Annotated in this window: 9 protein-coding genes; all 9 read left to right on the top strand. The window is 61.6% G+C overall.

Translation table 11 applies throughout. The annotated features are described in order from the left end of the window. Positions 1 to 148 precede the first annotated feature (148 nt). Complete coding sequence (locus QZ079_RS04570) at positions 149 to 829, top strand: response regulator transcription factor (RefSeq protein ID WP_291288512.1); 681 nt, start codon at positions 149 to 151, stop codon at positions 827 to 829. 18 nt (positions 830 to 847) lie between these two features. Next, positions 848 to 2,269, top strand: a complete 1,422-nt coding sequence (locus tag QZ079_RS04565; protein ID WP_297035644.1) for an ATP-binding protein — start codon at positions 848 to 850, stop codon at positions 2,267 to 2,269. Positions 2,270 to 2,326: 57 nt separating this feature from the next. After that, positions 2,327 to 2,833 carry a GNAT family N-acetyltransferase gene (locus tag QZ079_RS04560; protein ID WP_297035642.1) on the top strand — a complete coding sequence of 169 codons (507 nt, stop codon included), beginning with the start codon at positions 2,327 to 2,329 and terminating at the stop codon, positions 2,831 to 2,833. A gap of 260 nt (positions 2,834 to 3,093) precedes the next feature. Beyond that, a complete protein-coding gene (gene htpG / locus QZ079_RS04555; RefSeq protein ID WP_297035639.1) occupies positions 3,094 to 5,145 on the top strand; it encodes a molecular chaperone HtpG in 2,052 nt (683 codons plus the stop codon). Between the two features lie 1,047 nt (positions 5,146 to 6,192). Next, positions 6,193 to 7,848, top strand: coding sequence for a peptide ABC transporter substrate-binding protein (locus tag QZ079_RS04550; protein ID WP_297035636.1), 1,656 nt, complete (start codon positions 6,193 to 6,195; stop codon positions 7,846 to 7,848). Positions 7,849 to 7,969: 121 nt separating this feature from the next. Further along, positions 7,970 to 8,926, top strand: a complete 957-nt coding sequence (locus tag QZ079_RS04545) for an ABC transporter permease (RefSeq protein ID WP_291288507.1) — start codon at positions 7,970 to 7,972, stop codon at positions 8,924 to 8,926. A gap of 12 nt (positions 8,927 to 8,938) precedes the next feature. Further along, complete coding sequence (opp4C, locus tag QZ079_RS04540) at positions 8,939 to 9,856, top strand: oligopeptide ABC transporter permease (protein WP_291290000.1); 918 nt, start codon at positions 8,939 to 8,941, stop codon at positions 9,854 to 9,856. A 16-nt stretch (positions 9,857 to 9,872) separates the two neighbouring features. Further along, positions 9,873 to 10,961, top strand: a complete 1,089-nt coding sequence (locus tag QZ079_RS04535; protein ID WP_297035631.1) for an ABC transporter ATP-binding protein — start codon at positions 9,873 to 9,875, stop codon at positions 10,959 to 10,961. Continuing rightward, on the top strand, positions 10,954 to 12,012 hold the full coding sequence (locus QZ079_RS04530) for an ABC transporter ATP-binding protein (RefSeq protein ID WP_291288504.1): 1,059 nt from the start codon (positions 10,954 to 10,956) through the stop codon (positions 12,010 to 12,012). The genes QZ079_RS04535 and QZ079_RS04530 overlap by 8 nt, the downstream gene beginning before the upstream one ends. The last annotated feature ends 9 nt before the right edge of the window (positions 12,013 to 12,021 follow it).

The following is a 12,021-nucleotide window of genomic DNA, read 5'->3' as shown; positions in this document are numbered from 1 at the left end:
CCCCCCGTCCCCAATGGCGGGGTCTACAGTCCTTGCTAGCTGACGGATTACGCTATCTTTACAATGTCCTTTCTGCATCATGAAGCGCGGCGCATAACGTGTACTATGAAGCAAGCTACACATTTGCACTCGAGGAGTGACGGTATCGATGATCTATTACGTTGAGGACGAGGAAGACATTCGCGGCCTCACGCTCTACGCGCTGCATCAGCAGGGTATCGAAGCAGAGGGCTTTGCAAGCGATAGCGAGTTCAAGGCAGCTGTCGCCCGCCGCGTGCCCGACGCCGTCTTGCTTGACATCATGCTCCCCGATACCGACGGCCTCGAGATTCTCCGCCGCCTCCGCGCGGACAAGGAGACCGCGACGGTGCCGATCATGATGCTCACCGCGAAGGACACCGAGCTCGACAAGGTGATCGCGCTCGACGGCGGTGCTGACGACTACCTCACGAAGCCCTTCAGCGTGATGGAGCTCACGAGTCGTTGCCGCGCCTTATTGCGTCGCGGTGGCATGACGAAAAAGACAAGTGACGTTCTCTCCAGCTCCGGCATCGTGCTCTCGCCGAGCCACCGCGAGGTCACGGTCGACGGTGAGCCCGTGAAGCTTACGCTGCGCGAGTTCGACCTGCTGGAATACCTCATGCGCAAGCCTGGAGTCGTGTTCAGCCGTGAGGCGCTCCTGCAAAGCGTGTGGGGTTGGGACTTCGATGGCGGATCGCGCACGGTCGATGTGCATGTGCAGACGCTTCGCCAGAAGCTCGGCAAGCGCGCCAACTGCATCGAGACGGTGCGCGGCGTAGGGTACCGCTTCGCCGACCGCATCTCGTAGCGCACAAAGGCGTGCGTCATGAGCCCACTGGGGAACAAGAGATCGCTGTTTCGCCGCGTGTTCGGCACGATCTTCGGCGTCGTGCTGCTCGTCGTGGTGGTGCTCACGCTTGTGGGTGCAGTGTATCTACAGAACAAGATCGCCGAGATCTCGCGCAGCGAGCTCTACGACGAGGCGCAGATCATCGCCTCGATGCTCAACGAGACCGACGATGATGTGAGCCTGCTCGACCGCCTCGTGCTCGATGAGGTCCGCGTGACGCTCGTCGACGCGGATGGCTCGGTCATGTTCGACAACGAGGAACCGGCCGCACAGATGGAGAACCACAACGGCCGTCCGGAGGTCGTCGAGGCGCGCGAGGAGGGAACCGGCTATTCCGAGCGTTCGAGCTCAACGCTCGGCGAGATTCTGCTCTACCAGGCAGTGCTGCTCGACAACGGTATGGTGGTTCGCCTCGCGCAGGAGCAGGACGGTGTGCTCGCCATCTTGGTCTCGTTTGCCGTGCCGCTGCTCGTTCTCGCGGCGATTCTGCTCGTGATCTCATTTTTCGTCGCGCGCCGCGCCGCGCACGGGATCATCGCGCCGCTGCTCGAGGTCGACCTCGACCACCCCAAGCACAACGCCGAGAAGATGTATTCGGAGATGACGCCGATGCTCGATCGCATTGAGAGCCAGCGCCAGGAGCTCAAGCAACAGATGCGCGTGCTCGCCGACAATGACCGCATGCGCCGCGAGTTCACCGCGAACATCACGCATGAGCTGAAGACCCCGCTCACCACGATTTCCGGATACGCCGAGCTTATCGCGAGCGGCATGGTTGCCAACGAGGAGGACCTGCAGGACTTCGGCCATCGCATCCATAAGGAGGCGGGACGGCTCACTGCGCTCGTCAACGATATTCTCACCCTCTCCAACCTCGATGAGGCCGAGCGCTCCGATTCCGATACCTCTGCGGCGGTGCTGGGTTCGACCGAGCCGGTCGATTTCCCGCGCATGCTCGAGTCCATCCGACAGCGCCTGGAGCAGCTTGCGCGCGGAAACGACGTGAGCTTCGTGATGGATGTGAAGCCCGCCGTGGTGACGGGCGTACCGCGGCTGCTCGACGAGCTCGCCTACAACCTGGCGAGCAACGCAATCCGTTACAACCAGCCGGGCGGCACGGTGACGCTCGCCTGCGGCACGGACGAAGAAGACCGACCCTACCTTCAGGTCATAGACACGGGCATCGGCATCGCGCCCGAGGAGCAGCCCAAGGTGTTCGAACGGTTCTATCGGGTGGATAAGAGCCGCTCGAAGGCGCGCGGGGGCACGGGTCTGGGGCTTGCGATCGTGAAGCACGCCGCGGTGTTCCACGGCGCGAGCATCGACTTGGCGAGCGACCTGGGGCTAGGTACCTGCATCACCGTGACGTTTCCCAAGCAGGAGATACAATTACCATAGGGAACGGCCATCCCGTTCTCGCGCCATCATGCAGGGATTCGTACGTGGGGAGCCGTCATGGCGCTCGAGATTAAGACGAGTATCGATTTCGCGGGATGCAAAGCAGACGCCTTCGAGGTGCGTCGCATCGTCTTCATGGAAGAGCAGGGCTACGAGAACGAGTTCGAGGCGATCGATGACGATCCCCGCTGCATCCATGTGACGGAATATGCGCAGGGCGAGCTCGTGGGCTGCGCTCGCGTGTTTCCCGAGGACCTGGAGCGCACGCTGAGCCCGGAGGTGCCGCAGTCGCCCGCGTGTCTGCTCGATGAGCAGGTCGATGCGAGCCAGACCTACCTTATGGGGCGCGTGGCGGTGGTTGCCTCGGCGCGTCGGCAGGGGTTCGCCCTCGCACTCGCCCGGGCAGCAGAGGAGGCGGCGCGCACGGCCGGTGCCCAGCTCATGAAGCTCCATGCGCAAGAATACATCCGCGGCATGTACGAGCAGCTTGGGTACGAGGCGATTCGCGACGTCGATTATGAGGACGAGGGTCAGCCGCACGTGTGGATGGCGAAGCTGCTGTAACCGTTCGAGACAACTCCGCTTGGGACAACCGGCATCCCGGTGGATGCTTGTTCGCGGCGCGTAGGTACCAGGGTGTGCGCCCGTGTACGTCGCCGGCATCGAATGCTGTGGGCGACGTTCGCCAATCCGGTGAATCTCGCGAGCAGTGCATATCTGCGCGCGAATGGGTTATAAAATCTAAGTCTGAATATAGCAGGTTCGTTCCCGCGGCGTTGCGACCGCGGGCGAACACGGCGCCATTTGAAAGGAACGACCCTCGTATGCGCAAGTTCAAAACCGAAAGCAAGAAGCTCCTCGACCTTATGATCAACTCGATCTACACCAACAAGGAGATCTTCCTGCGCGAGCTCATCTCGAACGCCTCCGACGCGGTGGATAAACTCAACTTCAAGAGCCTCACGAACGATGACATGCATGTTGAGCAGGGCGACCTTGCCATTCGCGTGAGCTTCGACCGCGACGCGCGCACGATTACCGTTTCTGACAACGGTATCGGCATGACGGCGGATGAGCTCGAAAAGAACCTCGGTACCATCGCGCATTCCGGCAGCCAGGAGTTCAAGACCGAGAACGCCGGGCACCAGGGCGACGCCGTGGACATCATCGGCCAGTTCGGCGTGGGCTTCTACTCCGCGTTCATGGTCGCGAAGCGCGTGCAGGTGGTGAGCCGCGCGTACGGCGAGGACGAGGCGCATGTGTGGGAGTCCGACGGCCTCGAGGGCTACACCATCGAGCCTGGTGAGCGCGCCGGCCACGGCACCGACGTGATCCTCACGCTCCGCGACAACGAGCCCGCGAAGCCCACGCAGCCCGGCGAGCCCGCCGAGCCCGGCGAGAACTACGATCGCTACCTCTCTGAGTGGGCGCTCAAGGACCTCATCACGCGCTACAGCAACTATGTGCGCTACCCCATTCAGATGATGGTCACGAAGAGCCGCCAGAAGCCCAAGCCCGAGGACGCAGGCGACGACTATCAGCCTGAATACGAAGACTACCAGGAGCTTGAGACCATCAACTCCATGACGCCCATCTGGAAGAAGCGCGCAGACGACGTGAGCCAGGAGGACTACAACGAGTTCTACAAGAGCACGTTCCACGATTTCGAGGATCCCGCGCGCACCATTTCCTTCCATGCCGAGGGTACGCTCGAGTACGATGCCCTGCTTTTCGTGCCCGGACGCGCGCCCTTCGACCTCTACAGCAAGGACTACGAGAAGGGGCTCGCGCTCTACAGCTCGAACGTCATGATTATGGAGAAGTGCGCCGACCTGCTGCCCGATTACTACAACTTCGTGCGCGGTGTCGTGGATTCCGAGGACGTGTCGCTCAACATCTCGCGCGAGACCCTGCAGCACGACCGCCAGCTCCATGCCATCGCGAAGCGCATCGAGAAGAAGATTACCTCCGAGCTCGAGGCCATGCGCGACGAGGATCGCGAAGCATACGAGACGTTCTTCGAGAACTTTGGCAGGGGCTTGAAGTTCGGCATCTATAACAGCTACGGTGCGAAGGCGTCTGAGCTCGCCGACTTGCTCCTCTTCTGGAGCGCCAAGGAGCAGAAGATGGTCACGCTCGCGGAGTACGCGAAGGCGATGCCCGAGGGTCAGAAGACGATTTACTATGCTGCCGGCGATGACCGTGACCGCCTCTCCAAGATGCCGGTGGTGACGGGCGTGCTTGCGCGCGGCTACGACGTGCTGCTCTGCACGCAGGACGTGGACGAGTTCACGTTCCAGGCCATGCGTGAGTACGTGGCGAAGGACATGCCGAAGGTTTACGACGACGAGGCTGCGCGCGAGGCGGCGGCGAAGGCCGTGGCCGACGGCGCCGAGCCCGAGCTCGAAGACCGTCATCTGGAGCTCAAGAACGTTGCGACCGGCGACCTCGACCTTGCGAGCGAGGACGAGAAGAAGCAGGCAGAAGAGGCCACCAAGGAGCATGAGGCGCTGTTCGACGCCATGAAGGAAGCGCTTGGCGACAAGGTGGAGAAGGTCGCAGTCTCCTCGCGCCTGGTGGGCGAGGATGCGTCGCCCGCGTGCATCACGACGGAGGGGCCGCTTTCGCTCGAGATGGAGAAAGTGCTGAAGCGCGGGCCCGAAGGTGATATCGAGGGTCTGCCCAAGACGCAGCGCGTGCTCGAGCTCAATGCTCAGCATCCGGTGTTCCAGAAGCTCGTTGCCGCGCAGGAGGCGGGCGAGACCGATAAGCTCGGGCTCTACGCCGGCTTGCTGTATGACCAGGCGCTGTTGGTCGAGGGTATTTTGCCCGAGGATCCGGTGGCCTTCGCGACAAGCGTCTGCGCGCTGATGTAGAGTGCTTGGCCGCGCCGAGCAAAACGGCCTCGCTCATTCGCACGTAAACAGTCCTCAGAAAAAGCCCCGAGAGGGGCTTTTTCTTTCGGAGTCGCGCCGGATGAAAGACCGTGCGTTTTGTTCGGTGCGGACAGCAGCTACGCCACCGTGACAGCGGTGCCAGGGGAAACTGTCACGGTTCGTTAGCGGTCTGAAGCCTGCGTGAAGGGGAGGATGTTCAGCGCGTCGCGTGCCTCGTCCCAGGCGTGCATGAGATTTGCCTTCTGGTTGTTTGAGCGGTTGCAGCACGATACGGTGGAGTCGGGGAGGCTGAATCTCGGTGTCGGGGGGAAGGAGATCCTGGTCGCACGGGAGGAAACATGCTGCTGAAAACCCGTGCTGGCTGCGCTTCTAGAGGAATGCATCACGAGCCTCCCCGCTCATCCACCTGAACAAACGCGTATGCGAGTGCTGCTCTCGGATACGCTGATACCATTATCTCCAGCAAGCGGCCGCATAAAGTCATAAGACATTCTTACACTGTTTTGCGCATACTATGATTGCGCAGGTAGATGGTCAAATTCAGGTTCATTGGGCGCGCGGCGTTCTGCAGTTCTTAAGCTATTCGCTAAAATATCGCCACAGCGGCATTTGACGTGCGCGCGGCTTTGGTTTACCGTGTTCGACGTCGTTTTTCGCATGAAGCGAACTGAATGTGGCGCTCGGTGCCATACGAGGGCATATCCAGAATGCCGCTCGGATATACACGCGTTGTCGTCTGTTCACAATTCAGAAAACTGCAGCTAATATACATTTAACACAAGAGTTTTCACATTTTCTCATATTTGACGGTCTTACAGCACCCTCAATACCATGCTCAATAACAATCAACTCGCGTGTTTCTCACGATTCTCCGCATAGTCGTTTTTAGCTGCTCCTAACAGGGGGCTTACGCATACATAACGATAGGGGAAATCGCGAGGTGCACACCCCCGTTGGTTGTCCCCTCAAAAGAATCGCGTATGAAAAAAAAGACGATTCACGAGTTTGAAAGGCAGGAGGGTAATCATGATGAAGATCGAACCTACCAGAAGGCAGCTCCTCCGTGCTCTGTGCCTTGGTGGCGCAGCGGCTGCGACGACGTCTCTCGTCGGTTGCGGTGGTGAGGGCGCAGAGAGCGGCTCCGGCGCGGCTGCTGCCGGTGACCCCGTACAGGGCGGCGACCTCGTCATCGCGCTGAGCTACGAGCCCGATACCCTCAACGTCTATGCTACGCACCTCATGGGCGACGTCCAGGCGTTCGCGGTCGAAGGCCTGCTCGTCCCCAACGAGCATATGGAGTATATCCCCGTGCTCGCCAAGGAGGTCCCGACGGTCGAAAACGGCCTCATTGTGCTTCATGATGACGACACGATGGACATCACGTACAACCTGAGGGAGGGCGTCCAGTGGCACGACGGTTCCGGTGAACTCACCTCTGCCGACGTCAAGGCCACGTGGGTCGCGCTTGCCAATCCCGACTGGACCGCTGAGTCCAAGCAGGGCGTCGACGAGATCGACTCCATCGACACGCCGGACGATTACACGGTCGTCTGCCACTACAACCGTCAGACCCCGGACTTCGCCCAGTGCCTCTTCACCTTCGGTATCATGCCCGCCCACCTCATCGAGGGCGTCGACATGAACGACCCGAACGGCGAGTACAACTCTACCATGGTGGGTACCGGCCCCTACAAGTTCGTCGAGTGGGTCCGCGGCGACCACATCACCCTCGAGCGCAACGAGGATTACTGGGGCGAGGAGGGTCCGTACCTCGATACGATCACCATTCGCTTCGTGACCGACGAGAACACCCGCATCAACATGCTCAAGTCTGGCGAGATCGACTTCACCTACGGCATCGGCTTCGCCAACTACCCGCAGGTCGAGAACATCGAAGGTATGGTCACGGTCGCGAACCCGCTCAACTCCTGGCAGTACGTCGACATGAACTGCTCGGTGCCCGGCCTTGACGACGTGAACGTGCGTCACGCCATCTCCTGTGCCATCGATAAGCAGACGCTCGTCGACGAGCTCTTCCATGGCATCCCCACCGCGTGGCACCAGCCCTGGACCGTCAGCGACCCCTATCACGTCGAGGACTTCGTCACCGAGTGGGATTACGACGTCGACCGCGCCAAGCAGATCCTCGACGACGCCGGTTGGGTCGAGGGCTCCGACGGCGTCCGCGAGAAGGACGGCGTGCGCCTCGACTTCGTCGTGGGCTGCAGCTCTTCGAGCGTGACCGATGAGGCCATTCAGCAGGTGCTCATGGACTCCCTGAAGGAGGTCGGCATCAACCTCACCGCCGAGAACTACGCCGCGTCCACCTGGACCGCGATGATGTACGACGGCGACTACCAGATCGGTCTCGGCCGCTTCATCACGAGCCCCGGTGCCACCCGCACGAAGATGTACGCGTCCGACGGCGCGCTCAACCGCGGCCGTTGGTCGAGCCCCGAGTTCGACGAGGCCTCGCACCAGCTCGACCGTGAGATGGACGAGGAAACCCGCAAGGAGCTCGTGAAGAAGTGCCTCGAGGCTTTCGACGAGGGTATGCCGCAGGTCATCATCTACTCCAACGCTGAGGTCGACGTGTATACCAACGCGCTGCAGGGTCTGAAGCTCAACCCCACGAACATGACGAACTTCTGCCAGTCCGCTAGTATGTGGTTGCAGCAGTAAACGGGGTTTACAGGTTTTAGCCGAATGGTTCGGGAGGCAGATGCTTTTGGCATCTGCCTCCCGGTATTGAGTAGATACGCACCCGGGCTGGGGGTTCGGGCGCGTTAGGAGGGAGGAACGCGTGCTCAAGTTCATTGGCAAGCGCATTCTCCAGGCGATTCCCATGCTCCTGGCGACATCCATCATCATCTACGCCTTGCTACAGGCGATGCCGGGAGATCCGCTCGACATGTATCTCGAGAATCCGAACGCTTCGCTGGAGGCCATTGAGGCGATCAAGGAGGCACACGGTCTGAACGACCCGGTGCCCATCCAGTACCTGCATTGGCTCGCCGGCATTCTCACGGGCGACTGGGGCGTGTCGATCAACAGCTCGCGTCCGGTGCTCGAGCTCATTGGCGAGCGTGTGGTTCCGACCCTGCAGCTCTGCGGCGTATCCTTCCTCATTGCGCTCTGCATCTCCATACCGGTGGGTATCTTCTGCGCCATCCGCAAGGGCAAGGTCTTCGACAACGTCGCGACCCCTCTCACGTTCCTGGGCATCTCAATGCCTTCGTTCTGGTTCGCGCTCATCCTTCAGCTGACCTTCGCGGTGACGCTGCACTGGCTGCCCTCGGCCGGCCGCACGTCGGTGGGCGTCGGCGGCGGCACCTTCATCGACATCGCGCGGCATATCATCATGCCCGCGACGGTGCTCTCGCTCATCTACATCGCCAGCTGGACGCGCTATGCCCGCTCCAACTACCTCGAGGTGCTGGGGCAGGACTTCATCCGCACCGCACGCGCCAAGGGTTTGAAGGAGAAGAAGGTTCTGTTCATCCACGCTCTGCGTAACGCCCTCATCCCCATGGTGACGGTCATCATGATCGACATTCCGGTGCTGTTCTCCGGTGCCGTCATCACCGAGACCGTCTTCGCATGGCCGGGCATGGGCACGCTCTTCTACGACTCGCTCAACAAGCAGGACTATCCCATCCTCATGGGCGTCCTCATGATCAACGCGGTGCTCGTGATCTTGAGCAACCTGCTTGCCGATATCATCTATGCGGCGCTCGACCCGCGCATCAAGTACGAGTAAGGGGGAGCGTCGATGTTTCTGTTCAATAGCCGAAAGGCAGATATTGCAAAGCGTGAGGAGCAGGCCGCGAACGTCGAGGTCGTGCAGTCTCCGCTCAAGCAGGCGCTGCGTCGCTTCCGCAAGAACCGCATCGCCATCACCGGTGTCGTCATGCTCACGCTCCTGGTGCTCATCGTGATCGTCGGGCCTCTCTTCATGCAGTACAACCCCGACACGGTCGATCTCTACTCCATCAACGAAGGTCCCACGGCCGAGCATCTGCTCGGTTGCGACGAACTCGGCCGCGACCTGCTCACGCGCCTGCTCTATGGCGGCCGCATTTCTATCGCAGTCGGTCTCACGGCGGCGCTCCTCTCCATCGTGGTGGGGTCGCTCGTCGGGGCGCTCGCCGGGTTCTACGGCGGCATTGTCGACAACCTGCTCATGCGCTTCACGGACCTCGTACTCACGATTCCCTCGCTGCCGCTGCTCATGGTGCTCTCCGTGATCTTCAAGCCGAGCCCGGCGTTTTTGGTCGTGATGATCGCGTGCTTGAACTGGACGGCGTCCGCGCGTTTGGTGCGCAGTCGCTTCCTCACGCTGCGCTCGCTCGATTACGTGCGCGCCGCCCGGGCGACGGGTGAAGGCGACCTGCGCATGATCCTCACGCATCTGCTGCCCAACACGCTCGACGTCATCATCGTGACGGCGACGCTCGCGGTGGGCAACGCCATCATCATGGAATCCACCCTTTCCTTCTTGGGCTGCGGCATCAACCCGCCCACGGCGAGCTGGGGCAACATGCTGCAGAACGCGCAGAACACCATGACGATCCAGCCGTTCACGGCCATCGCGCCCGGTCTCATGATTCTGCTCACCGTGCTGGCCTTCAACTTCGTGGGCGACGGTTTGGATGACGCGATCGACCCCAAGCGCGATCGCCAGGGATAATTCGACAGGAGGCTGTATGAAAGACAAATTGCTCGACGTCAACGGCCTGTCCGTCGGATTCCATTCCGATGACGGCGTGTTCCGTGCGGTCGACCACATGAGCTTCGCGGTGCGTAAGGGCGAAAGTGTGTGCATCGTGGGAGAATCCGGCTGCGGCAAGAGCGTGACCTCGCTCGCCATTATGGGGCTTTTGAACATCCCGCCGGCGGAGGTCGCGGGAGAGGTGCTGTTCGAGGGGAAAAACCTCCTCGAGCTCTCGCGCGAGGAGATGCGCCAGATCCGCGGCAACCAGATCGCCATGATTTTCCAGGAGCCCATGACGTCGCTCAACCCGGTGTTCACCTGCGGCTATCAGATTGCCGAGGCGCTCATCCAGCACGAGGGCATGAACAAGAAGGAGGCGCGCGACCGCGCGATCGAACTCATGCGTCTGGTGGGCATCCCCTCGCCCGAAAAGCGCGTGGATAACTACCCGCACCAGCTCTCGGGCGGTATGCGCCAGCGCGTCATGATCGCCATGGCGCTCGCGTGTTCTCCGAAGCTTCTCATCGCCGACGAGCCCACTACGGCGCTGGACGTGACCATCCAGGCGCAGATCATGCAGCTTCTCCGCGAACTCAAGGAGAAGCTCGACATGGCGCTCATCCTCATCACGCACGACATGGGCGTTGTGGCGCAGATGGCCGAGTGGGTCATCGTGATGTACGCAGGTCAGGAGGTCGAGCGCGCGGACGTGCGCACGATCTTCAAGAACCCGCTCCATCCGTATACGGTCGGCCTGCTCGACTCCGTGCCGAAGCTCACGGGTACCGCGGGCGAGCCGCTCAAGACCATCGAGGGCACTGTCCCCGGCATGTTCGATATGCCGAAGGGTTGCCATTTCGCGCCGCGCTGCAAGTTCTGCACGGAGCGCTGCATGAACGAGGTACCCGACTTCGTCGATGTCGGCGGCGGGCACATGGTGCGGTGCTTCAACATCGACGCCGTGAAGACGGCGCTCGGCGCGGGCGTGTCGAGTGAGACGAAGTCGGCAGGCATCGCCGACGCCTCCGACGCGGCGGCAGATGTTCAGGTGACTGATGAGAGGGGAGGCGGCGATGAGTGAGGATCTGAAGCGCGGCGACGAGCTGGTGCGCCTCGAGAACGTGAAGACCTACTTCCCCGCGAACAAGACCTGGAACAAGAATAAGCGCATCTACGTGAAGGCCGTCGACGGCGTGAGCCTCACGCTGAACTACGGCGAGACGTTTGGCCTGGTGGGCGAGTCCGGCTGCGGCAAGTCGACGCTCGGTCAGACCATCCTGCGTCTCGAGAACCCCACAGACGGCAAGATCTACTACCGCGGCCGCGATATCACGAATGCCGACTCGAGATCGCTGCGCGAGCTGCGCCAAGAGATGCAGATCATCTTCCAAGATCCGTATTCCTCGCTCGACCCGCGTATGACGGTCGGCAGCATCGTGGGCGAGCCGCTCGTGGTGCATAAGTGGGGGACGAGCGCGGAGCGCAAGGAGCGCGTGGCGGAGCTGCTCAAACTCGTGGGTCTGCGCCCCGAGCATGCCAAGCGCTACCCGCATGAGTTCTCCGGCGGCCAGCGCCAGCGCATCGGCATCGCGCGCGCCCTCGCGACGAATCCGAAGTTCATCGTGTGCGACGAGGCGGTTTCCGCCCTCGACGTGTCCATTCAGGCGCAGGTGCTCAACCTGCTCGAGCGCCTGCAGGACGAGCTTGGCCTCACGTACCTGTTCATCGCCCACGGCCTTGCCGTGGTGAAGCATATGAGCGACCGCGTGGGCGTGATGTACCTCGGCAAGCTCGTCGAGGTGGCGCCGAGCGACGACATCTACGATCGACCCCTGCACCCCTATACGCAGGCGCTCATCGACGCGATTCCCGTTCCCGACCCCGATGTGAAGCAGGGTACGAAGCTCCTCACGGGCGACGTGCCCAGCCCGATCGACCCGCCGAGCGGCTGCCGCTTCCACACGCGCTGCCCGTTCGCAACCGATCGCTGCAGCACCGAAGAGCCTGAGCTCAAAGATGTCGGCGGCGGACACTGCGTGGCGTGCCACCTCGTGGTGGCGAATGAGGATGTCAAAGGTACCGGTGCGCCCGCCGCAGCAGACGCCGTCGCGACCGTTGAAGGGGAGGCGTAAGGTATGGAT

It is taken from the genome of uncultured Enorma sp., assembly GCA_905210055.1.
GTDB lineage: Bacteria > Actinomycetota > Coriobacteriia > Coriobacteriales > Coriobacteriaceae > Enorma.
This window is presented reverse-complemented; position numbering and strand designations above follow the sequence as displayed.

Excerpts from the sequence above, each read along its gene's own strand:
- QZ079_RS04565 (WP_297035644.1), top strand. The coding sequence starts at position 848 with ATGAGCCCACTGGGGAACAAGAGATCGCTGTTTCGCCGCGTGTTCGGC.
- QZ079_RS04550 (WP_297035636.1), top strand. The coding sequence starts at position 6,193 with ATGATGAAGATCGAACCTACCAGAAGGCAGCTCCTCCGTGCTCTGTGC.
- htpG (WP_297035639.1), top strand. The coding sequence starts at position 3,094 with ATGCGCAAGTTCAAAACCGAAAGCAAGAAGCTCCTCGACCTTATGATC.
- QZ079_RS04570 (WP_291288512.1), top strand. The coding sequence starts at position 149 with ATGATCTATTACGTTGAGGACGAGGAAGACATTCGCGGCCTCACGCTC.
- QZ079_RS04535 (WP_297035631.1), top strand. The coding sequence starts at position 9,873 with ATGAAAGACAAATTGCTCGACGTCAACGGCCTGTCCGTCGGATTCCAT.
- QZ079_RS04530 (WP_291288504.1), top strand. The coding sequence starts at position 10,954 with ATGAGTGAGGATCTGAAGCGCGGCGACGAGCTGGTGCGCCTCGAGAAC.
- QZ079_RS04560 (WP_297035642.1), top strand. The coding sequence starts at position 2,327 with ATGGCGCTCGAGATTAAGACGAGTATCGATTTCGCGGGATGCAAAGCA.
- opp4C (WP_291290000.1), top strand. The coding sequence starts at position 8,939 with ATGTTTCTGTTCAATAGCCGAAAGGCAGATATTGCAAAGCGTGAGGAG.